Annotated in this window: 23 protein-coding genes; 9 read left to right on the forward strand and 14 right to left on the reverse strand. The window is 46.8% G+C overall.

Annotation, left to right across the window (positions count from 1 at the left end; genetic code table 11):
- Positions 1 to 50: 50 nt before the first annotated feature.
- The 4 genes from BK816_RS04850 to BK816_RS04865 all read right to left on the reverse strand — a co-directional run bounded on the left by BK816_RS04850 (position 51) and on the right by BK816_RS04865 (position 4,566).
- The gene (locus BK816_RS04850; RefSeq protein ID WP_071164168.1) at positions 51 to 638 is read right to left on the reverse strand and encodes an SGNH/GDSL hydrolase family protein; all 588 of its coding nucleotides are present in this window, start codon (positions 636 to 638) and stop codon (positions 51 to 53) included.
- 15 nt (positions 639 to 653) lie between these two features.
- Positions 654 to 1,952, reverse strand: a complete 1,299-nt coding sequence (locus tag BK816_RS04855) for a Gfo/Idh/MocA family protein (RefSeq protein ID WP_071164169.1) — start codon at positions 1,950 to 1,952, stop codon at positions 654 to 656.
- Positions 1,953 to 2,018: 66 nt separating this feature from the next.
- Positions 2,019 to 3,110 (reverse strand): homoserine O-acetyltransferase MetX, encoded by a 1,092-nt coding sequence (gene metX / locus BK816_RS04860; RefSeq protein ID WP_071164170.1) that lies wholly within the window; start codon positions 3,108 to 3,110, stop codon positions 2,019 to 2,021.
- A gap of 139 nt (positions 3,111 to 3,249) precedes the next feature.
- Complete coding sequence (locus BK816_RS04865; RefSeq protein ID WP_204377211.1) at positions 3,250 to 4,566, reverse strand: O-acetylhomoserine aminocarboxypropyltransferase/cysteine synthase family protein; 1,317 nt, start codon at positions 4,564 to 4,566, stop codon at positions 3,250 to 3,252.
- 433 nt (positions 4,567 to 4,999) lie between these two features.
- Here BK816_RS04865 and BK816_RS04870 point away from each other — a divergent pair, with 433 nt between their 5' ends.
- Positions 5,000 to 5,266 (forward strand): GlsB/YeaQ/YmgE family stress response membrane protein, encoded by a 267-nt coding sequence (locus BK816_RS04870; protein WP_071164172.1) that lies wholly within the window; start codon positions 5,000 to 5,002, stop codon positions 5,264 to 5,266.
- 138 nt (positions 5,267 to 5,404) lie between these two features.
- Entirely contained in the window at positions 5,405 to 6,490 is a 1,086-nt protein-coding gene (locus BK816_RS04875; protein ID WP_071164173.1) for a magnesium and cobalt transport protein CorA, read from the forward strand.
- Positions 6,491 to 6,566: 76 nt separating this feature from the next.
- Here the strand turns inward: BK816_RS04875 and BK816_RS04880 are convergent, their stop codons facing one another.
- Complete coding sequence (locus BK816_RS04880) at positions 6,567 to 8,054, reverse strand: DUF1846 domain-containing protein (RefSeq protein ID WP_071164174.1); 1,488 nt, start codon at positions 8,052 to 8,054, stop codon at positions 6,567 to 6,569.
- Positions 8,055 to 8,217: 163 nt separating this feature from the next.
- Positions 8,218 to 8,829, reverse strand: a complete 612-nt coding sequence (locus BK816_RS04885; protein ID WP_083379080.1) for a 3'-5' exonuclease — start codon at positions 8,827 to 8,829, stop codon at positions 8,218 to 8,220.
- A gap of 181 nt (positions 8,830 to 9,010) precedes the next feature.
- Between BK816_RS04885 and BK816_RS04890 the strand changes: the two genes are divergently transcribed.
- Positions 9,011 to 9,760 (forward strand): type 1 glutamine amidotransferase, encoded by a 750-nt coding sequence (locus BK816_RS04890; protein WP_071164175.1) that lies wholly within the window; start codon positions 9,011 to 9,013, stop codon positions 9,758 to 9,760.
- A 90-nt stretch (positions 9,761 to 9,850) separates the two neighbouring features.
- Here the strand turns inward: BK816_RS04890 and ald are convergent, their stop codons facing one another.
- Both ald and BK816_RS04900 read right to left on the reverse strand, forming a co-directional pair.
- On the reverse strand, positions 9,851 to 10,957 hold the full coding sequence (ald, locus tag BK816_RS04895) for an alanine dehydrogenase (RefSeq protein WP_071164176.1): 1,107 nt from the start codon (positions 10,955 to 10,957) through the stop codon (positions 9,851 to 9,853).
- Positions 10,958 to 11,172: 215 nt separating this feature from the next.
- Complete coding sequence (locus BK816_RS04900) at positions 11,173 to 12,615, reverse strand: amino acid permease (protein ID WP_071164177.1); 1,443 nt, start codon at positions 12,613 to 12,615, stop codon at positions 11,173 to 11,175.
- Positions 12,616 to 12,825: 210 nt separating this feature from the next.
- On the opposite strand from BK816_RS04900, the gene BK816_RS04905 reads away from it, so the two are divergent.
- Together BK816_RS04905 and BK816_RS04910 are read left to right on the forward strand one after the other, a co-directional pair.
- A complete protein-coding gene (locus tag BK816_RS04905; protein WP_156981994.1) occupies positions 12,826 to 13,197 on the forward strand; it encodes a hypothetical protein in 372 nt (123 codons plus the stop codon).
- Positions 13,198 to 13,390: 193 nt separating this feature from the next.
- Positions 13,391 to 13,954 carry an NADPH-dependent FMN reductase gene (locus BK816_RS04910; protein WP_071164179.1) on the forward strand — a complete coding sequence of 188 codons (564 nt, stop codon included), beginning with the start codon at positions 13,391 to 13,393 and terminating at the stop codon, positions 13,952 to 13,954.
- Here BK816_RS04910 and BK816_RS04915 read toward each other — a convergent pair.
- Positions 13,951 to 14,328 (reverse strand): iron chaperone, encoded by a 378-nt coding sequence (locus BK816_RS04915; RefSeq protein ID WP_071164180.1) that lies wholly within the window; start codon positions 14,326 to 14,328, stop codon positions 13,951 to 13,953. The genes BK816_RS04910 and BK816_RS04915 overlap by 4 nt on opposite strands.
- A gap of 92 nt (positions 14,329 to 14,420) precedes the next feature.
- On the reverse strand, positions 14,421 to 15,092 hold the full coding sequence (locus BK816_RS04920; protein WP_071164181.1) for an endonuclease III domain-containing protein: 672 nt from the start codon (positions 15,090 to 15,092) through the stop codon (positions 14,421 to 14,423).
- A 229-nt stretch (positions 15,093 to 15,321) separates the two neighbouring features.
- On the opposite strand from BK816_RS04920, the gene BK816_RS04925 reads away from it, so the two are divergent.
- Positions 15,322 to 16,026 carry a hypothetical protein gene (locus BK816_RS04925; protein WP_156981995.1) on the forward strand — a complete coding sequence of 235 codons (705 nt, stop codon included), beginning with the start codon at positions 15,322 to 15,324 and terminating at the stop codon, positions 16,024 to 16,026.
- 208 nt (positions 16,027 to 16,234) lie between these two features.
- On the opposite strand, the gene BK816_RS04930 is transcribed toward BK816_RS04925, so the two are convergent.
- On the reverse strand, positions 16,235 to 17,398 hold the full coding sequence (locus tag BK816_RS04930; protein WP_071164183.1) for a hypothetical protein: 1,164 nt from the start codon (positions 17,396 to 17,398) through the stop codon (positions 16,235 to 16,237).
- Between the two features lie 233 nt (positions 17,399 to 17,631).
- Here BK816_RS04930 and BK816_RS04935 point away from each other — a divergent pair, with 233 nt between their 5' ends.
- From BK816_RS04935 to BK816_RS04945, 3 genes are all read left to right on the forward strand, one after another.
- Complete coding sequence (locus BK816_RS04935) at positions 17,632 to 19,236, forward strand: Na+/H+ antiporter NhaC family protein (protein WP_071164184.1); 1,605 nt, start codon at positions 17,632 to 17,634, stop codon at positions 19,234 to 19,236.
- Between the two features lie 315 nt (positions 19,237 to 19,551).
- Positions 19,552 to 20,538 carry a dicarboxylate transporter/tellurite-resistance protein TehA gene (gene tehA, locus BK816_RS04940; RefSeq protein ID WP_071164185.1) on the forward strand — a complete coding sequence of 329 codons (987 nt, stop codon included), beginning with the start codon at positions 19,552 to 19,554 and terminating at the stop codon, positions 20,536 to 20,538.
- Positions 20,539 to 20,980: 442 nt separating this feature from the next.
- Entirely contained in the window at positions 20,981 to 21,229 is a 249-nt protein-coding gene (locus tag BK816_RS04945; protein ID WP_071164186.1) for a hypothetical protein, read from the forward strand.
- A gap of 258 nt (positions 21,230 to 21,487) precedes the next feature.
- Here BK816_RS04945 and BK816_RS04955 read toward each other — a convergent pair whose 3' ends face one another.
- The 3 genes from BK816_RS04955 to BK816_RS09830 are packed head-to-tail and all read right to left on the reverse strand — an operon-like array spanning position 21,488 to position 24,409.
- On the reverse strand, positions 21,488 to 22,129 hold the full coding sequence (locus BK816_RS04955; protein ID WP_071164188.1) for an ATP-binding cassette domain-containing protein: 642 nt from the start codon (positions 22,127 to 22,129) through the stop codon (positions 21,488 to 21,490).
- 2 nt (positions 22,130 to 22,131) lie between these two features.
- Positions 22,132 to 24,060, reverse strand: coding sequence for a hypothetical protein (locus tag BK816_RS04960; protein WP_071164189.1), 1,929 nt, complete (start codon positions 24,058 to 24,060; stop codon positions 22,132 to 22,134).
- 34 nt (positions 24,061 to 24,094) lie between these two features.
- The gene (locus tag BK816_RS09830; protein WP_071164190.1) at positions 24,095 to 24,409 is read right to left on the reverse strand and encodes a lactococcin 972 family bacteriocin; all 315 of its coding nucleotides are present in this window, start codon (positions 24,407 to 24,409) and stop codon (positions 24,095 to 24,097) included.
- Between the last annotated feature and the right edge of the window lie 60 nt (positions 24,410 to 24,469).

Here is a 24,469-nt window from a genome sequence, read left to right on the forward strand (position 1 = left end):
TTTTTTCCTAGTGTAACTGATAGCCGAACTTTTGTATCTTCTGTTCGTTGTTACTTTTGAAGCAGATTTGAGACTTCATCTTCGATTAATCGAGCCAATTCCAAATGTCCCTTAACAGATGGATGAATGCCATCATTGGAGTAATACGCGGGCTGTTGTTTGAATGGGCCAACGAAACTATCGCTAAAGTTCAAGCCATTTCGCTGACAATCACTGGCAATCCAATTAACTAATTGGCGACTTCTTTCTCCCAAGGTATTCCCAGGGTAGTACATGGTAACGAGCACTGGGATTGAGGCAAAAAGTTCACCGATTCTGCCTAGCTCCGCTGAGACCCGGTCGGCGACCTCGGCCGAGTGAGTTTTCATCAGCGGCACATCGTTGACTCCCAAGCAGACTAGCAGGAAGTCAGGTTCTACTTTCATTATTTCGGCGGGATAGTCTAGTCCTTCTGGAGCGTATCCCTGCTCGTCTCTCAGAGCCAAATAGCCGAGGCCGTCGTGCCCAAAGTTCACTTCATTAAGCTTGAGACGATTAGCCAAGATGGAGCTAAAACGGGTATCTGGCGCGCCCCCACGCAAATATCCAGAAACGATCGAATCTCCGTAAGCTGCAAAAGTTGGTTTTTGAATATCCATTTTTGATTCTTTTCTTTATTGATTCGTGTATTTATCAAAGTAGGTAAGGTACGCCGCCGGTAACTGATCCCAGGTCTGGGGAGTAGAACCGTGCCGTATTGAGTTGGTAGCGCCAATCCCGGCAGCTACCGCATGCCAAGCCGATACCGGGTTGGTGTCGCAGGCTTTGCCCGTACGGACGAATTCAAGGAACTCTTTTACGGTTAATAAATCTGCGTCCGAATGGCCACCTTCATCACCGACAATCGGAATCTCTAGATCGCCCTCGGCCTGATAGCCCATCCGATGACGCCAGATCTTGATTACTCCCCCTTGGGTATCTCCAAAGTTTTCCATTCTTCCTTCAGTACCGATTACCGTGTAGTTTCTCCAGTAATCTGGCGTGTAATGACATTGTTGATAACTCGCGAAGACCCCACCGGTGAGTTTCATAAGCATCATGGATAGGTCTTCAACATCCATTTGGGGATTTAGCCCAGTCTGGTTTAATGGTGGCCAGTTATCGTTTGAATACCAATCCCACATCAGTTCATCTTCGTGCCTGGCGCGATCTTTGACTTGGTGATAGAGGGTTTGGCCTCCCATGGCTACTACCTCGGTGGAGTGTTGTCCGGTTAGCCAGTGGATGACATCGATATCATGAGCTGCTTTTTGTAGCAATAAACTATTTACGTGTTCTCGCTGGGCATGCCAGTCTTTAAAGTAGAAGTCACCTCCGGCTCCGACGAAATGACGACACCAGACTGCTTTAACCTCGCCAATAGTGCCTTTGCGAATTTCTTCACGCATTTGTCGGACCACTTGCATATGTCGCATATTATGTCCTACGTAAAGGGGAGTTTTTGTTTCGTAGGCGGTCGTTAATACCGCATTAGCCCCTTCCATGGTGATCGCTAACGGTTTCTCTAAATATACGGGAATCTTTTGCTGCAATAGTTCACAAGTAATTTCAGCATGCGTATCATCTGGGCTGAGCACGAAAGCCACGTCGATTCCTGAAGCTATTAACTCCGGCAGAGTCTCACAGTGATAGATCGGCGCGGCATCGTCGGACTTGGTCGCGGTTAGTTCAATGTCTGACAATGGATGGTCAATAGCTTGGCGCTTCAACCTGGTTTGGATGCGTTTTTCAGCTAATCGATGAGGCTCACAGACTGCTACTAGGTGCGCATTCGGATCCACCTTTTCGGCATTAAGTGCTAGATGCGCTCTGGCTCCACAGCCAATCACGCCTACTTTAAGCTCCCTATCTTTACCAAACCAGTTAAATTCTTGGATTTGCTCTTGTTCCGTTGGTATCGTTTTGCGAGTCATCTTCGCTCCCGTCGGTAGCTTTTGCTTTCTATTAAGCCTACCGCAGGTTAAGTGAAGATTTGATAATTAGCTTAAAAAGTTTTTAATTGCACTTTCCACTTGGTCGGAGTTTACCAAGAAACCATCATGTCCAATTTCTGAGTCAATTTTTGCTAGTTTGGCGTTGGGCATTAGGGAGACAATTTGCTGTGCGGTTTCGATCGGGAACAACCGGTCGCTGCTGACGCTGATTAAAAGCGTTGGCTGCTTTATCTGCGTGAGAACCTGTTCAACTCCCCCTCGCCCTCGTCCGATATTGTGACTCAAGAAAGCTTTTGTAATTGCCACATAGCTACCGGCATCAAATCTGGCTACCAGCTTTTCTCCTTGATAGTCAAGATAAGACCCAACGGCACGACGCCCACCTGCCAGCAGGTTTTCTCCCTTTTGCGCCTGATAACCAAATTTCTCTTGAAGTTGGTTGGCAGCGCGATAGGTATTGTGCGCAATTTGTCTAGCGAGGGCGAGACCACCAGTGGGAACCCGTCCGGTGAGATAGTAATCGCCATTTTGCCAGTTTGGATCTAATTCAATCGCCCGCAATTGCATATGGGCCCACGCAGCTTGATCGGCACTGGTTGCGGGTTCACTGGCTACTACGATTAGTTTTTCTAGTTTTTCTGGATAGGAGGCAGCCCATTCGAAAGCACGTTCGCCTCCCAATGAAGCACCCACGATTACCGAAAACTTTTCAATTCCCAAATGTTGCGCTAAACGAGCTTCAGCCGCTACTTGGTCTTTGGTGGAGAGTTGCGGAAATCTACTCCCCCATGGTTTCCCATCAGCATGCAATGATGCCGGTCCAGTTGATCCCGCGCAGCCGCCAAGCACATTTGCGGCGACAACGAAATATTCATTCGTATCAATCGCTTTTCCGGGCCCGACCACGCTTTCCCACCAGCCTTGCGCCGGATTAGCTTCGCTCGCGCTAACATGTGAGTCTCCTGTTAGAGCATGCAGTAAAAGCACCGCATTACTTCGTTGGCTATTCAAAGTGCCCCAGGTTTCGTATGCTAATTGCGCCTCAGGCAGCACTTGTCCAGAATCAAGTACTAAATCTCCTACGGAACAAAGTTTTGCTCCCTTGGGAAGGTTATTTTCTACCGATATTTGCGCCATTATTTTCTTCCTGTGCGACTAGCTAGCACTAGCTTTGATCAAACTTATGTCTGGTTGGGACGGTGGCAATCGCTGCTTTGGATCCAAAGTTCGCTACTTGCCACCGTCCCAGAGGTTTCAAAGATGATACCTTCAAACCTTAGTTATGGAGTGCGGCAAATGCTTGTTCGAGGTCAGCAATAATGTCCTTGATATCTTCAATCCCAACTGCTAGGCGCACGGTTCCCGGCTTAATCCCAGCTTGTAGCAAAGCGGTTTCGTCCAGTTGTGAGTGAGTAGTCGACGCTGGATGGATGGCAAGTGAACGCACGTCTCCAATATTGGCCAAATGGCTAAATAGCTGTAATGAATCAACAAATTTTTCTCCAGCCTGACTGCCACCAGCAACTTCGAAGCTGATTACCGCGCCAGCACCCTTGGGCGTGTATTTTTGGGCGAGGGCGTAATACGGGGACTGAGGCAACGATGAGTAGTTAACCGATAGTACGTCATCACGAGCAGCCAAGAACTCTGCAACTTTCAAAGCATTCTCCACATGACGCTGAACCCGGAGAGAAAGAGTTTCAATCCCTTGGGAGATAAGCCAAGCATTTGTTGGCGAAACTGCTGGGCCTAGATCGCGCAGCCCTTGGACTCGGCACTTCAGGATAAAGGAGAGGTTTACCCCGAAAACGCCCTCGGCCCCTAGATCACGGGCGTAGACTAAACCGTTGTAGGAAGGGTCGGGCTCATTAAACTGCGGGAATCGAGCTGGTTCGGCACCAAAGTCAAAGGTACCACCATCAACAATGGCACCAGCAACCGAGGTTCCGTGTCCACCTAAATACTTGGTGGCAGAATGAATCACGATATCTGCCCCGAATTTCAACGGCTGGCAAAGGTAAGGTGTGGCCACCGTGTTATCAACAATTAGCGGGACACCAACTTCATGGGCCGCATTACTAATAGCGGTAATATCGAGGATGTCGCCTTTGGGGTTTGGAATTGTTTCTCCGTAAAAAGCCACGGTACGTTCATCCGCTAGGGCCTTCCAAGCCTCTGGGTCGGTGGGATCATCGACAAATCTGGTAGTGATACCGTATCTAGGTAGGGTGTTTGCTAGCAGGTTTTTGGTACCCCCATAGAGCGAAGGTGAAGCCACCAAGTTATCGCCGGCAGTAGCAATCGTCAGAATTGCTAGGGTTTCAGCTGCTTGGCCGGATGCGGCGAGAACTGCTCCGACTCCCCCTTCAAGCGCAGCAATCCGGTTTTCCACGACTTCAGTAGTGGGGTTATTTAGACGGGTGTAAATCGGTCCAAGTTCTTTCAGAGCGAAGCGATCCGCGGCTTGTTTCGCCGTATCGAACACAAAGGAAGTGCTCTGGTAAAGAGGTAATGCACGAGCACCAGTAACGGGATCTGGTTCCTGGCCAGCGTGGATCTGCAAAGTATCGAAAGAGTAGTTGTTAGTCATGATTTTCCTTTAAGTCAGTTGGTTTTGGTTTTTTCCAGCTGGCCTGGACTTGCGAGGTTTTTCTCGAGGCTTTTTTGGGTACAAAAAAGCCGTCCAGTGGCGATTAACCTGACTGCACGGCAGAGAATTTCCGAATGCTGGTGAGCACGCAAAGCGGCGGGGTTTCGGGCTGACGTACAGTCAGCTAAACATTCGTTTCAACATGTCCAATAGCTTGCACTCCAACGACCTAGCGTGTCAAGCCAGCAACACAGTTAGTTACAGAGCTCACACTCACCCCCTCCCCTTAACACCCCTAGTTAAAACAAATCAACAGCAAAAACTTTCACGAAACAAACTAAAATTTTGGCTTATTTCTTATGGTTTTCTTGATTTTAGGCCAAAAGTCCTCTATAATGGTAGGCGTTTTCGCAAGCAAGAAGAAAGAAGAAGTAACATGCCTGGAGCACTAGGTTTTATTGGTTGGTTGATTGTTGGCGGTCTAGCAGGCTGGATCGCTTCGAAAATTAAGGGTACTGACGCCTCCCAGGGCATCTTCCTTAATATTGTTGTTGGTATCGTGGGCGCCTTGATTGGTGGTTGGGTGCTAGGCCTAGTCGGCGTAAACACCGAAGGCGCTGGTCTAATCCTCACCTTCTTGACCGCAATTTTGGGCGCAGTCATCTTGATTACTATCGTCCAGTTCCTCACCAAGAAGAAGTGAGCTTAGCTTAACTAGCTTTATTTTAGAATGTGGGCTTAAACCTTGGGGTTTAGGCCCACATTCTTATACGTCCTCGATTAACATAGACTAGGATAATGTCCCCGTTTCGTTTTGCCCCACTATTAGGAGGTGCTTACTATGCGCATCGCAAAAGACACTAACCGAATGCCCAGAACTACACCTACCTTAAGAGTGACTAACAATCCTGGTGTCGGGGTTAGCGGCGGTAAAGCCGAGGGAAATCCAGCTTTTGTGTTCGATGACGGGATGCCGATCCATGAGTCGTCTTGGGAGAGCATTAACGATTTCATTAAGTTCGTGAATGCTCCCAATGCCAATCGAAGCCGGATAGGCCTACTCTTTTTGGACCGGCCTTCGACTGAACAAATTATGGATTTAGCTGGCCTACTTGATCTAAATACCTTGTTGGTTGAAGACCTTGTCGCTGGTGGTCAGCAACCGAAAATCGAACGCCATTCAGAGGCGTTATTTATGGTGCTGTCGCGGCCTGTCTATGATGATGAAGCAGAGAGCGTTGATTTTACCGAACTACATATTGTTCATATTGACAATTTGTTTATCGTAGTGCGCAAACGCTTGGCTCGCCCCAAACCTTGGAGTTATCGCAAGCTAGTTCCTAACGCGGAACAATTGCAAGCCGGCCCTGAAGCAGTGCTTTACCATTTCCTCGACCATGTGGTTGACTGTTCCATTCCGGTTGTGCGCGATATCCAGACCGATATTGATGAAATTGAACGTCAGGTATTTTCTGGTGACCCCACTGCCCCAGAACGTATTTATCGTTTGAGCCGCGAAGTTATTGACTTACAGCGCGCGATGAATCCAGTAGTTGAAGTGATTGAAGATCTTGAATACGGTTTCACCGGGCTTGATCGACCACAATCAACCCAAGATTTCTTGGACGATGTGGAAGACCATCTAACTCGAGTAGTTAATCGCATCGCCGACTTTAGAGACATGCTCACTCAGATTCTGGAAGTTAATTCGACCTTGGCGGATCAACGGCGCAATGAAGACATGAAAGTCATTTCTTCTTGGGGCGCGATTCTATTAGTTCCAACTCTTATCGGTTCAATTTACGGCATGAACTTCGATAACATGCCGGAGTTGCACTGGGAGTATGGCTACCTAGCGGCCCTTGGCTCAATGCTGCTCAGTTCCTTGATCTTGTTCATTGTCTTTAAAAAGAAAGACTGGTTATAAACCTAAAATAGTTTGGCCCAGTTGCGTTGCTTGCAACCGGGCCAAACTATTATTGGTTTCTATGGTTTACCGTGGGTTACTTTTGGTAAAGACCCTTGCCTTGGTAAACGGGTTCTGAAGTTACATTTACCCCCAGCGAGCGGAAGATTCCGGTATCTACCGAACCAAGGATGGTGGTGGTATGCACTTCGGCGTCACGCAGTTTGTCAATCTGTTCAAGTGCCTTTCGAGCCTTATCATCAGATTGAGCGGACACAGCCAAAGCAATCAATACTTCATCTGTGTGCAAACGTGGGTTCTTTGAACCTAGAGAGTGAGTCTTTAGCGTCTGGATTGGTTCAATCGCCCCAGGCGACAAGAGCTTCACGTCGTCATCAATTTGAGCCAAGTACTTTAGCGCGTTGAGCAAGAGCGCCGAGGAACAACCCAAAAGTTCTGAGGTCTTACCGGTAAGCACAGTGCCATCAGCAAGTTCGATTGCTGCAGCTGGAGCTTCAGTCTGTTCTGCCACCGTACGTGCCGGAGAAACCACCGGACGATCTGTAGCATTGACCCCAAGCTGGCTCATCAGTACGGCGATACGTTCTGACTGCTCTGCTGGGAGGTTATCGCGACGTTCTGCTACCAGCGCATGGTAGTAGCGGCGAATGACTTCTTGCTTGGAAGCTTCCTGACATGCTTCATCATCACTAATAGATAGCCCAGCCATATTGACACCCATATCAGTTGGTGACTTGTAGGGTGAGCTGCCTTGGATCTTTTCGAACAAGCGATTTAGTACTGGGAAGATTTCCACGTCACGGTTGTAATTTACGGTTTTTTCACCATAGGCCTCAAGATGGAAAGGATCAATCATGTTGACGTCGTCTAGGTCGGCGGTAGCCGCTTCATAGGCAACGTTTACCGGGTGAGCTAGTGGCAAGTTCCAGATTGGGAAGGTCTCGAACTTGGCGTAACCGGACTTAATCCCCCGCTGGTGATCGTGGTAGAGCTGAGATAGGCAGGTGGCCATTTTGCCAGAACCTGGACCTGGGGCAGTGACCACAATCAGATCACGAGATGTTTCCACATATTCATTGCGACCGTAGCCCTGGTCGGAAACGATCTTTTCAACATCGTGTGGGTAACCCGGAATCATAAAGTGACGATATACCTTGACTCCTAGCCCTTCGAGTTTGCGCTGGAAGGCTAGGGCTTGCTGGTTATCGTCCTCGAAATGGCTGATTACTACGGAACCGACGTATAGTCCGTAACCACGGAATTCGTCGATTAGGCGTAGAACGTCAGCATCATAACCGATCCCAAGGTCGGCTCGTTGCTTGTTTCGCTGCAAGTCACGAGCGTTGATAACTACCACTACTTCTACTTCGTCTTTCATGGATTCGAGCATGACAATCTTGTTGTCAGGGGTGAATCCTGGGAGGACTCGTGAAGCGTGCATATCATCAAAGAGCTTGCCGCCGAATTCTAGGTATAGCTTTCCGCCAAACTGGGAACGACGTTCTTTAATGTGTTTTGTTTGAAGTTCAATATAACGATCGTGATCGAAACCGATACGCTTCATAAAATACCTCCCGGAGTGGTAAACCATTGGCCGGTGCTGGCCTATATGATTCTACTCGCCTCTTTCGGAATTGCCAAGAAGCATTTTCAACAAAAAGTGGGTGTCTAAGTGTCGGTTTCGCCACCAATTTCAGTTTGCAATTTGCACCTTATGGTCTCGACTTTTAGTATCCGAGCCGTTTTAGTTTTTGTTGGAGGGCGATGATAATCCGAGCACAGGCTTCGGCATCAGAGTCTGCTTGGTGGTGGTCTAAGTTAAAAGCTGGATCGAGTGCGTGTACCACGGTGGGTAGCTTGTAGTTAATTAGATTTGGTACTAGCTTCTGCGCAGTTCGATAAGAACAGTAAAACTCAGGGGGCATGGTTTCTAGTTGATAATAACGATCGAGGGCGCGCCAAACCCCTTGATCGAAACTAGCATTGTGAGCATAAACTGGTCGTTGGTCGACAAAGTCGGCAATGTCTTCTGCTACTTCGTGCCAAGTAGGTGCGTTTGCGACGGTCTCTTCATCAATGCCATGCAGGTAGGTGAACTCGAAATGACCATATTCTTCTGGAGGCAATAGGTACGTCGTATATCGTCCTGCAATTTGCCCTTCGACGACGGAGACTAGTGCTATTTGACAAGCCGATTCGGCCCCTGCTCGGTTGGCTGTTTCGAAGTCAACAGCGACGAAGCTAGGCACAAGTAACTGCGCTGGGGTGGGAATGACCGAGGGCGGTTTTCCTTCACTCGCCCAATCGGTGGCGCCGCCTTTGAAAGTCCGCGGTTTCATTTCTCCCCCAGTGACTTGATAGTTCAATTAACAACTAAAGTTTAGCCTGCCTCATGCTGTCCTATTGGTAGCGAATTGTTAATTTTGAGGGTTTGCCGACAAAATCTCGCTAGCCTTTTGATGCATTAAGACGTTGATCTATCCTAAAGGCTAGTTTTATTTATCATCGAAGGAGGTCTCAATGCTTACTGTTTTCCAGCCGGATATTAGTGCCAGCAAGGGACGACTTCCTCGGTGGCTAAGAGGACTCGAGATCCCCTTTCGGTTGTTACCTATCCACACTAAAAGTGATATTCCTAAGCGCGCTCGCTCAGATGAAGGATTCTTAATACTTGGCGGGATGATGAGTGCCCATAGTGCACACGAGCACGATTGGTTGCCTGTTTTAGCGGATTTCATTAGTCGTGCGGTTAGTGAGAGCGTCCCGATTATTGGAGTTTGTTTGGGGGCGCAGATCTCAGCCGAGGCTTTGGGAGGACAAGTAGCCGTTCCTGCGCTAGGCCAAGACGAAGTCGGATTAGTCTCTTGGACGCCAAATGAGCTTTCCTTCCAAGACCCATGGCTTGGACCAGCAATAATGGCTGCACAAGAAGCTGGAGCAGGGGCATCTTGGTCAGTTTCTGCTTCACATTACGATGCTATTTTGCGACTTCCACCAGGTGCTGATCTACTTGCAAGCTCCTCGCGCTGCCCGATTCATACTTGGCGTTTTGGGAGTCTCCTAGGTTTCCAGCATCATCCTGAGATGAGCGCCCAAAGAACTGCAGATTTGCAGGTAGCTGCCATGTTAAAGCAGGGAGCTTCAGCGTTTGAAGCCAAAAAGCAGTGGTTGGAGACAGTCACTTTGGCCGCACAATCTGAGGAAATAACAAATAGTTTTGGTCGTGCTCTCTTGCAATCATTTGCCCACAGTATCTCCAAACGAAAATAACCATTCGAGATTTTTCTAATGGTTATTTCCAGACAAAGTTGAGGTGAGACCAAAATGATTTGGCCTCACCTCAAGCTTAGATGCAGTGATCTATTGCGGTAAAGAAACGGTATGGATTCCCAGCGCTTCGCCTACTGGTACTGAATACAAGTTTCCTGCGTGAGTAGTTAGCCCCTGTTCAAGCTCTGGACGTACTTTACAGGCTTCTTCCCAGCCTTTATCAGCGAGCAAGGTACAGTACCGCATGGTCGCATTGGTCAAAGCATAGGTCGAGGTGAAGGGAACCGCACCAGGCATATTAGCAACACAGTAGAAGATCGATTCATGAACTTTAAAAGTTGGATCAGCGTGGGTGGTCGGATGAGAATCTTCGAAGCACCCACCTTGATCGATTGCGATATCAACCAAAACTGATCCAGGTTTCATCTGTTTTACAATCTCATTAGTTACGAGTTTGGGAGTTTTTGCGCCAGGTACCAGTACTGAACCAAATACCAGGTCTGCTTCTTTACAGGCGCTAGCCACAGCCAGCGGAGAGGAATACTGGGTTCTAATGCGATGTAGGCTAGCTTCCTCAATGTAACGCATCCGAGCGGTATTGACATCAAACACGGTGACATCTGCTCCCATGCCACTAGCAACTTGTGCAGCACAAAATCCTGCTACTCCCCCGCCAAGAACTACTACTTGACCACGAGCTACACCGGAAGCACCGCCCAATAGTTTTCCGCTCCCCCCATTGAACTTCAGGAGTGCGTGCGCTCCTTCTTGGGCCGAGAGGCGACCAGCAATTTCTGACATGGGAGCGAGCAAAGGCAGTGATCCGTCAGGCATTTGCACTGTTTCATAGGCAATTGAAGTTACTTCTTTTTCCAATAGTTCTTTGGTCAGCTCTTCATCTGCAGCTAAGTGCAAATAGGTGAAGAGTAGAAGTCCTGGACGCAATCGATGATATTCACTCGCGATTGGTTCTTTTACCTTTAGAATCATCTCGGCGCGCTCCCAGACTTCATCGGCATCGTCAATCATCTGAGCTCCGGCCTCGACATATGCTTCATCTGGTATCGCCGAACCGATGCCGGCACCGGTTTGAACGAAAACTTCATGTCCTCGTTCCACTAACGCGTGGACGCCATCGGGGGTACAGGCCACGCGAAACTCGTTATCTTTTACCTCAGTAGGAATTCCAACTCTCATGTCTTCTCCTTTAAAGACGGTTCACTGCCTTAGTGAACGTTTGGTAAGAGCCCGCTCCTGTTCCGGGTTCTATTCCGACTTTACTCCTCCAAAGAAGTAAAGCAAGTCTGATAATTCTTGTCCTTTCCCTGTCATCTCTATTTGCTGCAAAAGACTCTAGCTTGGCTACTCGCTATATTCCCTAACGCGACCTTTCAAAGCGGTTTACTGCTCCCTTAGCTACCCACTTGGGCAGGTGTAGTATCGGCAAGTTTGCTTCTAACTGCCCAGGCAAGAGCTAGTAGCCCGAACCAAATTGGAGAGATGGCGAGGGCGATTAAGGTGTCAGTTTCTTGAGTTAAGGCCCATAAGATAAAGACAAAGAAGCCTAGGCAGAGCCATGACATAACAATCCCACCTGGCATCTTGAAGGTTGACTGTTGATGCAAGTGCGGTCGCAATCGGCGATAGCGAAGATAACTTGCCATAATCGCTGTCCATACCGCAATGAAAAGAACACTGGATAAAGCTGTCACAATTGTGAAAGCACTGATCAAAGAATCAGAAAAGTACAACATTGGAATCGATGCTAAGAGCATAGTTCCGGTTAAAATTAGCGAAAGTGCAGGTACATTTTGCTGGTTTAATCGCCCAAAAGCTTTTGGTGCTTGTTTAGCCAGCGCCAACCCATAAAGCATTCGAGCAGTTGAATAGATTCCAGAATTCGCACTTGAGGCAGCAGAGGTTAAAACCACCAAATTGACAATTGTGGCTGCCATGCCAAGTCCTGCAAGCGCGAACATACCAACGAATGGAGATTTATCTGGAGAAACCTCCATCCAAGGGGTCACACACATAATGGCAGCAAGTGCCGAAATATAAAAAAGTACAATTCGTCTGGGAACGGCATTAACCGCTTTTGGCAAAGCGATCTCAGGATCCTTAGTTTCGGCTGCGGTAGTACCGACAAGTTCGATACCGACAAAAGCGAAAACCGCGATCTGGAAAGCTGCAATAAAGCCAGCGCTACCATGAGGGAAAACTCCGTGATCCCATAGGTTTGAAAAGCGAGCTTCGGCTCCATCAGGACTAGTAAATCCAGTAAGAATCATTCCAATTGCCACAACCACTAGGGCAACGATGGCAACAATCTTAATAATCGCAAACCAAAATTCCATTTCGCCGAATATCCCTACGGAGGCCATATTCATCGTTAGTAAGAGTGCGATAGTCGCTAAAGGCACTAGCCACAACGGGACATCTGGCCACCAAAACCGCACATAACCGGTAATTGCCACAATATCGGCTATTGCAGTGATTACCCAACAAAAGTAATATGTCCAGCCGACCATGAAACCTGCCCATGGCCCTAGCAGGTCTGCAGCCATATCGGCAAAGGTTTTATATTCTAGGTTTGAAAGCAATAGCTCACCCAAAGCTCGCATCACAAAAAATAAGAAAAATCCGATGATGGCGTAAACCAGAATCACTGAGGGACCGGCCACCGAGATGGTTTTTCCCGATCCCATAAAAAGCCCGGTTCCAATCGCCCCACCGATCGCAATCAACTGTATATGACGATTGGTTAGTGATCGTTCAAGCGTACGTTCATTAGTCACTTCGGACCGATTTGAACCTACCGCACCTTTTTCAGCCTCATAGTCGAGGTATTTAGCCATTTAGGACCTCCCTGTCATCATTGCCAAAGGAATTATCCTGCGATAAAACTAATACTACTTTACGCCTAAATGAAATAGCACACAGCTTATAATAGACATTGTTTGCATATTGCAAACACGTGTCTCAAATTTGAAACAAATAAGATTGCACTACTTGTCCTCTTTCGATACATTTAAAGCATGCGCCACAAACTCATTATCCCCGCCCTCGTGATTACCTTTTCGGTTCTGCCATTGAGCGCCTGCGGCCAACCCAAGAGTGATGTAGACGCTTGCCTGATTATTGAAAATTCAACCCATGATTTAAAAAATGAGGTCAATAAGCTAGGTTTGGATGCGTTAGCCAGCCCCAAAAAACTTGAAGTTCCGCTAAAAAAGTTCATGTCGGAACTTAAAAAAGCCAAAGATGCGGCTGCCTCTAGCGAGCTGAACGAAAAACTAAACGATGCCCTTGATCAAGGGAAACAGATTTCTGAGGCCCTCTCAAAAGGTGACGTCCAGAAAGCCATTTCCATCGGCAGCAAGCCAGGCAAAGGCGTTGAAATTCTAGATATCTGTAAACAAAAGACCAAAGATAAATAACCAAAACCAATATCTCCCAAGTTCATTCTTATCAGCACATTTTCTCTCAAACCATGACCGCCATCTGATAGCTTTTATATTTCAGTAAAACCTATTATGGTGAGATGATTCAATCTTCCTTGCTTGTAGGACTTTAGTACCCGTATGATTATGGAAGTTAGGTAGTACTTAGAAACGTCAAGAGGAAAGTAAGTTGGCAAAAATTGCGATAGTTTTGGGTTCAGTGCGCGAAGGCCGCTTTGGAGAACAAGTTGCTAACTGGGTTTTAGAAAAAGCCGTCGCTGCAATGCCTGAGACAACTTTTACTCTAGTCGACGTACAGGAATTTGATCTCCCTATTTTTAACGGCACGATTTCGCCAGCGATGTTACATCGTCAGTATCCTGATCCTCGCATTAGCCGATGGTCCAAAGTAATGGACGAAGCCGACGGCTACATATTCGTGACAACCGAATACAATCATTCGATTCCTGGCGCCTTTAAGAACGCTATCGACCATCTATCACCTGAACTCAACCAAAAAGCGATCGCTTTTGTCGGCTACTCTTGGGATGGAGCGATTAGAGCAATTGAGCATTGGCGCAGTATTTCCGCCCAATTTAACCTCTATGATATTCGGGCGCAGTTGGCACTAACCTTCCCAGTCGATTCAACCGAGGGAGATTTTACCCCCCACCCAAGGCGTGAAAAAGAACTAGCAACACTTCTTAATCAGCTCGTTCCTGCAGCGAAGGCGTTAAAAACGCTTCGCGCTTAGGATTTATGCCAGAACCCGACAGTCCCTTTTCGTACCTTAAGATTAGTTTCGATAAAGTCCGACAGAAGGTCATAGTCCACGGCTTGATTGTCACCAATTCGCATTAGCTTCTTTCCATGGCTATATCCAGCAGCTATTATTTTTTCGCTGAACTGCTCGATCAAATACCCTTCTGGAGCAACCAAGATATTCGGTTTCGAGTATGAAAAAGCAATAATAAAATGCCCTTCTGGATCGATGAACATGGGCTGCTTCCACTTGATTTCAACTGTCAAGTCAGGATACGAACGTTGTATCCATTGCAGAATTTCAGTCAATTTTTGCCGCTTTAGTTCAGACGGAACCTCAGCAAGCCATTGGTCATAAGCAGACATATTTCTCTTTCCAACAATCATGAAGCGAATAATGCCGAAAAACTCGAATATTTACGAATCGTAGATACTGAAAAGAATATCCTACTAAGCTTTTAGACTCTCTTACTAAAAGAGATATCGCGCTGATTTGAATCCGCCTTTAGTGACGGTAGGAAATATTCCCAGCCACCTACCAGTTTAGCTTGCTTTGCTCCATCAACAATTAATCCATGGAAACGCTCAAGTTCGTCAACGGAGAAAGTCTTAAGTTCTTCACTTTGCCCATACTTACTTCGAGCCTTCTCATATGTAGTTGGCATTTCATAACCGAGTGCCACCATTAGACGTCTTGCATATTTATCCCAGATAAAAACTGGACGCGAGTATATATAAAGCAAGATAACGTCTGCTGTTTCAGGCCCTATTCCAGGCATTGATAGCAGGCTCTTACGCAATCGCGAAGTTTCAACTTGTTCAGCTTGCTTATGGTCATAAAGCCACCACTCAGCCCAATTTTGCAAGTAGCTTGATTTTGCTCGCATGAAACCTGCCGGACGAATTACTGCCATTAAATCTTTTGGATCCGCATGCAAGATTTGCTCAGGACTGCTAAGTCCAGCAAGTTGCAAACCACGAATTGCTTTTTCAACATTTACCCAAGATGTGTTCTGAGTAAGAACTGCCCCCACCCCGATCGCAAAGGGGTGATCAGCCGGCCACCACTTAGACAAACTAACAACAGTGCCTAGCTCCTGATAAATATCACGGAACATAATCCCCTCCATAAACCTATTCTAACAAAAATCCACCATTTTGGTTTATTTCACACACTCTTATTGCAAGTCACGCCTATTAGGTTGATTTAAAGTAAAACAATTATGTCTTTTCATATTTAACATAATTTGTCTTTCTTTTTAAAAAAATGCACTCGCCATTTGTGACATCCAGCAATACCACTGCAACAGCATGCTAGAACGATGTACACTTAACCCTAAGAGAGCTCATTGGAGGACGATGATGACCACAAATAGCGACATAAACGGACCTGAAGTAAATAACACTAAGACCCAGATAAAAAGACGACGCTCTCGGAAGAAATTAAAGACTTTGATGTCCCAAACTTTCTCATCGCACCCCCAAGCACTAAACCCACCGGCTGAAGTCGCCCACTTATTCCCGGGTAATGCACTACCTAAGGCATTAAAAATTGATTTAGATTGGCAGTCGCAAGAGCTTCCTCCAAAATATCGCCAAACATTGACGGTGCCTCAGCGTCGCGATATTGCCTCGGATATCGATCCACGGACAATGCTCTTGATCAAGCGGATCATTAAAATGGCGGGTGATGACTTTGCGAAAGATGACCCAAAGTCCCTGCAATACTTAAGCTTGGTTGGACTCAGTTTGTTACCCGACCCGCTAACAACCTGGTATGTAGCAGCCGATCTTTTCAATATTCTGGCAAAAGCTTATGCTATGGCTGAGCGATGGGATGAAAGCCTTAACGCTGCCCATCTAGGATTACTCTGCCCAGACGGCGAACTAAAATCTGAACTATGGCTCAGCGCAGGTCTGAGTCTACTAGAGCAAAACCAAGAAGTCGCCGGAGTAACTGCCTTATCTGAGGCTGTCAGGATCGACGGACCAGAAGTACTACCACAGCACGATCCGCGGTTAACCATTCTTGTAGAGCAGTTCACCAAGCTTGGCACTTTGTGATGATGATAAACAAAGTGAACCGGTAACTTTATCTCGACTTCAAGGACAAACACCACAGAGTCTCTAGGCTAAGAGCTTTTTATTCCCACCGAATTTTAGTTAGTAGGCCGAGCAGCCGTTTCTTTATAGAAACTTCTTTCTTTGAAACAAGTACCAACTTTCAGATTAGCTCGATTACCTAAAGTGCCTACGAACTGAACTAGTCTTTTCACAGTTCACGATATGTATTATTTTGCCTTTGCGGCACTTGTGCGATCATCATTTCACCTTCAGTTACCACGTTAACTTTAGTTTCTTGGGGTATATCCATTTCTCCAATAAATAAGGTTCCGTCATTGACATAGAAGGTGACATCGCCTTGGTCAGCTCCAACTACCCGTTCAATCACTAAACGACCCCGCTTAGAAACACTCAGATCTGAGATTATCGTCGACTGATTGAGACCACAGAACAGGCCCTCTTGCGCAACTACATCTGCCCCATTCGTCACTCTTAGACCGTTAGTGAAGCAATCAACTAGCTTTCCCCTCGTTCCTTGATCAGTAAAACGAATATACGCAAGCCCGCTATGCTCCGCTAAAAGCGAGGCTCCCTCCTCAACATGGATCGTATAGTTTTCCCATTTTGGTGGGTAAAGTAGATAGGTTTCAAACAGATAGACTTCGGCATTCTGACCGACCAAACAGGCCAAACCAGTATTTTCAGGGCCAGGGAAATCAATATAAATTCGAGAAAGAATCAAAGTAAGATTTTCAGAATTAGCTGCAATCCCATATTTTTTCGGCTTTTTGAGCAAAGTAAAATTACTTAGCCTATTGCGGCTATTCGCTCGAAATGCAATTGAAATGTCAAGCAAACTACGTTTTGGATCCCCCACCGCAATAAGATTCGAGTTCTTGGGCAACACTAGCGCTTCGCTAGCAGGGTCGTGATATTCACCTTCATCGAGTAACACGATTGTGTCTCCGACTTTTGCGTGTTCGATGATGTAACCGCCTAAGTTTTCATATTGGTGATGTGTTACGAAGACAAACTTGCCAGTTGGATTTTCTAGATTTCTCGCTCTATATCTAGCCAGCAAGGCGGGTCGATATTTTTCTGGATCAGCTAACATCCATTCAAATTCAGTCTCGCTGAGCTTTGAATCTGGCTGGTAGGTGCTCATATCTAAAGGTGCCCCATAGGCTCCCGGGGCATCCACTTGCCCCATACCTAAAGATGCATTAGAACCGTAGGTGGAATAGACAGTTTCGAAGTTACCAGTTTTGGGATTTTGTACTCTCATTTCAATTTGCATATCGGAATCTGCTAAAAACTCTTCCATTTTTGCGATTTCTTCCATTGCTTGCGAGTCTATTTCTTGGTCAGACACTTTTAACCTCCTCGTTAAAGCTCCGGCACGAAGGGCACTCAACTTCGACATTGCCTTTTTCAGGCTAACACGAAGTAGGACTTAAATCCTAAATTTACTACTTTCTTTAACAACTTTCGGGTCCATAGAATTTAAGTGTTTTCTGCAACATTGCTAACAATTGCCCAAATAAGCTTGCTTGAAGGCAAGATTGACGATAAGTTATCACATTAATACAAAGATAGGAGTAGACTGTGCTTGAGGCATACCCTTATTTAACGGTGGTTCCACCGCTGGTTGCCATTATTTTGGCGATTGTTACCCGCCGAGTTCTTTTAAGTCTCGGTATTGGCATTGTGGCAGCTGCGGCTTTGGTTGCAAACTTGTCACCTCTTGGCACCCTGAAAGAAATTTGGGGCGCTTTTTTTGGTATTTTTTATGCCGATGGAGCTTTGAACACAGATAAGATTTATATTCTGTTGTTCCTTATTATTCTTGGCGTTATCACTGCTCTAATTTTGATGTCAGGTGGCTCTGCAGCTCTGTCCGAGTGGGCTGCAGGCAAAATCAAGAATCGTAAGGGAGCCCAGTTCTTGGCTGCCATCCTCGGTATCGCGATCTTTATTGATGACTATTTCAATGCTTTGGCCGTGGGCCAGGTAGCGAAGCCAATTACTGATAAATACCATGTCTCGCGCGCTAAGCTTGCCTACATTATTGACTCTACCTCGGCACCTGTAGCGGTTTTGGCACCGTTCTCCTCGTGGGGCGCCTCAATTATTGGTCTTCTCGCGCCAATCGTGGTGGCGGCCGGCCTCCAGCAAAGTGAAGTTACCGTTTTCTTGGGTGCTGCAGCTACTAATTTCTATGCGATCACCGCTGTATTGATGGTGCTACTAATGATTAGTTTTGGGATCGATTTTGGTCCTATGCGTACCGAGGAACGTCGCGCTATTCGCGAGGGCGAAACTTATAGCCCGAACGATGAGATCCCAGGTGAGTTGGGCGATGACCTTCCGGTGCATCCTGAAGGCAAGATGCGTAGCCTGGTTGTTCCTTTCATCGCTTTGATTGTGGGCGTGATTGGAGCCATGTTGGTTACCGGTGGGATTGAAGGACAATCTTGGACTTTGATGGATATGCTGGCAAATACTTTGGTGACTGAGTCGCTAATGATTGGTGGCCTTGCTGGTTTGCTTGCTGCCTTGTTGCTTTACTTCTCGGAGACTCGTAATAACCAGACCTTTGACTCTAAGGTTTTTGGTCGTGGTGTGGTCCAGGGTGCCCGTTCTATGCTTCCAGCAGTAGTTATCTTGCTTTTGGCTTGGGCTTTGGGCTCTTTGATCTCGGCTCTAGGCACTGGTAAGTATCTAGGTTCATTGGTAGAAACCGCGCACTTGGCCCCGCAATGGTTGATCCCGGTCATGTTCATTGCCGCTTGCCTCATGTCGTTCTCCACTGGTACTTCTTGGGGATCCTTCGGTCTTTTGATTCCGATTGCCGGCGATTTGATTATTCATGTCAATGCACCTGAGTATTTGATCCCAGCCATTGGCGCAGTCTTGGCCGGTTCGGTAATGGGCGATCACTGTTCCCCGATTTCGGATACCACCATTTTGTCCGCTACTGGCGCTTCGTCCTCGTTGATTACCCACGTTCGCACCCAGTTGCCTTACGCGCTCACTTGTATGGCAGCATCGCTCACTGGTTACGTGGTCCTAGCAGCCACTGGCAGCAACCTGGTTGGCTTGTTAACTGCATTGATTACCTTGCTGGCGATTGTCTTTGTCTGGCGTCGTATGGCGACAGCATTGGACGAGGAGATACCGGATTCTGAAAAGGCCCCAATTTTCATCTAGAATTTTGGGTTTCCGCTAAAACTTGCACTGGTCTGGTGTGGAGATTTTGGTTCGCCGCACCAGACCTTTTTATGCACGGATACAACCAGCCTAGACTGCGCGAAAAACTGCAAATGTCCTGCGCATCTTTACCCAGGTGAAAACAGCAAATCCCAACAGTGAACTGTCATTGTTTGCAAAGCTACTTAATCTGAACCTGTCCGGCTTTACGAATCATCAAGTGGTGCCTAGAATACAGCAAGGTTTCCTTTAGCTTTTCTCGATTGGTTACCGTATTACTTTTTGTCCCTTTGATTAATAGAACTAGTGATTTGTATGTTAAAAGATAGGCTTGATTCAGAGCATTGTGGTAACGACTCTTGCGAGGCTAATGCCTTTTGTTTGCCAGTAAACTATTTCAGTATTGCCTTAGGGATGCTTAGTGGCGGCTTGGCTTTCCGGCACGGTTCTTTAGCTCTTTCTATTCCAATAATTTATTCTCAGATATTTTTGTCTATTGCCGCGGTTATTTGGGCTGTGTTAATGGTTAGTTACCTCTATAAGTGGGTCTATTTTTCCTGCGTAGCAAAACAAGAACTAGGCAATATTATCCAGTGCTGTTTCATTAGCCTAATTCCTATCACGACTATCCTGATGGGAATCGCGCTTTTTCCAAGGCAACATTTTGCGGCAGAGATAATGATGTTTGTAGGGATAGTTGGCCAACTACTGTTTGCGGCATATCGGGCTGCTGGCCTATGGCGTGGCACGCATACTATTGAGGCTACTACCCCAATTATTTATCTCCCCAGTGTGGCTTCACCCTTCGCTAGCACGATGGCACTCGGAGTATTGCATCAACAACATTGGGCCATGTTATTTTTTGGCGCAGGTATCTTTTCATGGATCAGTCTGGAAGCTAGCATTTTGCATCGACTTCGAACTGGCAGTCCGCTCAGTGCAGCTACCCGTGGAGTATTAGGGATTCAACTGGCCCCTGCATTCGTCGGTTGCGCCGCATATTTGACGGCCACTGGCGGACATATCGACCTATTTTCCGAAGCACTTATCGGTTATGGTTTACTCAATTTGATCTATCTAATCCGACTAATCCCATGGGTCTTTGAAGCAGGTTTTAGCTTATCGATGTGGGCCTATTCATTCGGTTTTGGTTCCATGGCAAATGTTGGTATTTTCCTATACGAGGATCAGGGCTTTAACGAACTTGGGATCCTTGGTATTCCCCTATTTTTGATTGGCCTATTTGCAATTTGTCTTTTGGCTATTACGACTGTCATTCACCTATTCCGCAATAACTCCTAGGCATTTTGTGTATGTTTCCTCTTATTAGCCCGCTCGTAGTTGTTCTTTGATTACCTCATTGCGCTACGAGGTCTTTTGCAACCTAGCTGAGATCCATAATTTCATTGCCGGTGTTATTGGTGCTCATCTTCGTTACTCTGTTGATCTCTAAGGGATCAACCAAAAAAATCTGCTTCGTGCTTGAACCAGGCTTGGCAGGGCAAACAATGAACGTTTCTTGTCTCTTGCGAGAGAAGTATGAATTTTTGCAAATAATGTAAAATCTATGCGAAGTCTCAAGGAAACATACCGACGATCTATATCTCATAAAGCAGGAACTAATACTCTAAACTTCTTGAGATATAGAGGAAATTCTATTGCTGACATGATCGGAACAAAAAGTCTTATGGACATGACCAAAATAGACGTTCAACATGGTCGAATCTAGAGGAAGCCACTAGATATGTTGAAGCTAATTATTGAGCTCATGATATTTGGCTGTTTAGCGGTATTTTTCTGCGGCATTTTTTGGCTTGAAATGCCTGATGCTTCAGATAAAAAAACCGGACGGAAACGCACTTTGTATCAACGTTGGCGTTTGACTAAATGGAACCTACGCTGGCAACTTATCTTGGGGATTGCGGCAGTATTCGTTACTTTACTAGCTCTACTTCAACTGCTAGGAATTTTGCCCTACTTTGAAAGTTTTTAAGCTAGCGCGTATTAGTAACTAAAATTACGTTTATACATGTTATCTAGATACAGCAGCGCCGGTGGTTTCATGGGCTTTTTTGATTTCAATTGCAGGGGGCATAGAAGCCCAAACACCCCACAAGGCCACTGCGGCAACACTCTCACCCACCACCCTACTCCCACACAAAACCCAGCATTTACAAGGGAAAACCCGCCACAGGGCATTCCATCATGGGCAAACTTGCTCTCAAAGGCGTACTTCATGAGCTCCTTGCGTTTAGTGAGAAACGTGCTGGCTGAGGTCAAGAATTTTGGTGCAAGCCTTAGCGAGTTCCTGGTCGTGGGTGGAGATTAGCACCAGCGCGCCACGTTCTGCTTCCGCAGCGAGCAGGTTTTGGATATGAAGCCGGTTCTCACCATCTAGGGAAGCGGTCGGCTCGTCCGCAAAGATCACATCAGATTTTCGGTATATGGCACGGGCGATTGCTAGCCGGCGATGCTCTCCGCCACTGAGGATGCGTGCGCTTTCATCAGCGCGTCCTCCCAACCCAACCACTTCCAAGGCGCTGCAAAGTGGGGCGTCGGCCCGGTTTCTTCTTAAACCATTTTTCAAACTGACATTGTAGGCAAGATTTTCGTCCTCATCGATCCCAGCGTCTTGGATCACGAACGCGGCATGATTACGCCAAAAAAGGCTAATTTTCCGTTGCGACCACTGGGTTATGTCGGCTCGATTATAAAAAACCTTGCCTTGACAGATAGGCAGCAGTAAGCCCAAGGTATTTAACAGAGTGGTTTTCCCGCACCCACTGGGACCAATAATGCCCACCAGGTCACCGGAAGCAGCCAAAAAGTTAATGCCGCTAAGAAGCTGGCGGTTCCCCACTTTAATCCCAAGGTTATCGATTCTTAGTTCCACGACTATCCTTTCCGGTAGGCCTGGTTATGTAGAGCATTTTTTAAAACAAAATGCCGGATCGTTACCGTACCGAGCATCAACCAGCAGGCAACTAACAAAATCAGGGAATATGGTGTGGGTATCTCAATAATCCAGGACAGCGCCACAGCTGCCCCAACGCCTAGGAGGACGAAAACCATATCTACAGCGATATTCCAGCGCAGCAACTGACTGATAGCACGACCAGCTAAGAATAACGGGAAGAAACTACGGATTTTAGTAGCTGTCATGATGCTCGCGCTTGTGTATATCGTTAACAGCATCATGATAAACAGGGCCACTATAGACAATAGATTAACCAGATAGCCAAGATGCTGGTCTTCAGCGTAAACACTGACAGTATCTTTGGTGCTATCAGCGGTAAGGTTCAGACCGAACTGGCTGGCCGCTTGGATTACCGCTTTAGGGTTGGAAAAAATGATTGACCCATTCGTGGCGTAGCCCATGATCATACCTTCGTAAGCTAACGCATCTACTCCGGGCACAACCACTACCAGCGGCTGATGAGCTAACGCATAGATTCCCTGATTTTCTACCGCAATGGTGGGTTCATCGATCGGGCAAGTATAGAACTTTAACTCCCGAACTTTATCTGGTGACAAAAGTATCGCATCAAGGATTTCTGTAACTAGCGACGAGTCTTTAGAAACTTCACTCGCAACGCGGAAACTACAGCCTCCCTGGACGTTTTGTAAATCCTGGAAAGCCTGGGAATTTAGGGTTACTACGCTTTGGTATCCCTGTTTAGACAATAAAGGCATCTCACTTGGGAGGACGTGTTTTTGTCGAGTTAAAACCAGCTCTCCTGCCTTTTCTTTTTCTCTCGCCATGGCAGCAAAAGAAGACACGTGCGGGTCGTAATCGCGGCTTTCATCTACGATTCCACCAAAACTTACTGAATATCGTTCAGGCAGTTGCATAGCCTGCTGGGCCGCCAGTTCGTTCTCTCTAGAAACCAGCAGTGCACGGTAAGTTAGTGGTGTCAACGCGGTAGAAAGTATGATCGCAGCGGCACAAAATACGCCCGCGATAGTAGAGAATCTGCCGACTAGAGGTTTTCTTTCAACCCAATCAATTACTTTGGGAAACGTCAGTAAAGAAATAACTGTGGCAGCACTACTTAGTAGTAAGAAAACCAAACCCGATAGCGCCACAACCGGTACTATCAGCTGTAGCACCAAACTCGGACGGTAGGCAGCAAATCCTAGTAAACACCCCGCTAGGGTGAAGATATACGGGTAGCCAAGAAGCTTTAGCAGCCTACGATTATCGCTAAAAATAATTTCGCGTCGGAAATGACCTGCAGATAGTCTGATTACACGGGAGCGCGCCAAGGCCACAAACCATGCAAAAATCGCGGCCAAAACAAGCAGAGCCGCGACCCCAAAGATCATTAAAACCCCCTGATACGCCAGGGGCAGGAAATAGGTTTGTAAAACCGTGAAGCGCTCCCAGGTATTGACAGCACCAATACTGTTCAGCCATTTTTCAAAGCTTGCCCGAGCGGTACTGGAACCTTTCAGCGCATATATTCCACTGTGGGGAGCATTGGGGACGGCGGCAGCTGGAAGAAGCGTCCCATGTTTAACGGGGCGATACCAGGCAAGAGATACCTGAGCTGCAGGCTGGTTAGCACCGCGAGAAATAATCTTCACTTCCCGCGTCCCAGTGGTACCTGATAGTTGCAGAACTTCTAAGCCCGCATCAGCACTAACTTTGGATAGCCCTTCATCAATCTGCTGAGCTGTGAGTGTGGAATGCTGAAAATTGATGTAGCCAACATCGTTAGCTCCTAAGGGAAGCATATTTTCTAGCTGAACCGCCCTTAAAAATGCGAGGGCGAAAACTACTATCCCGAGGAATACACCAACGACTTGGACTAATCGTTTCATTAATCAAACAATCATGTTAGATCAACGATTAAGATCACCGAGTTTTAGTATACCCGTTGGCGCCAGCTTTAAACTCTACAGATGATCCAGGGGTTCGCCACAACCAAGTGCTAGCAGTGTTTCCTGCACCAGCCTCATCGCGAGCATACTTCCCACTAGAAGTTCCAATCGAAGTCCAGTGATGGGACGTGGAGTGGTAAAAAGAAGACGATGCATTCCCGGTGGCATAATTAGTTCCGTAGTACCAATTCCCGCCGAGAATATCTTCTGCGAATGCCATAGAGGCTCCGCCTAGGGTAATTGTCGCCGCAACGGCAGCTGCGAGAAATGTGCGTCGTTTGTTATTCATCGTTTATCTCTTCATTGAAACTTAACATGATCTAGTGACGATTCATGCGTGCTACTGCGA

Origin of the sequence: Boudabousia tangfeifanii, assembly GCF_001856685.1 — a bacterium.
GTDB lineage: Bacteria > Actinomycetota > Actinomycetes > Actinomycetales > Actinomycetaceae > Boudabousia > Boudabousia tangfeifanii.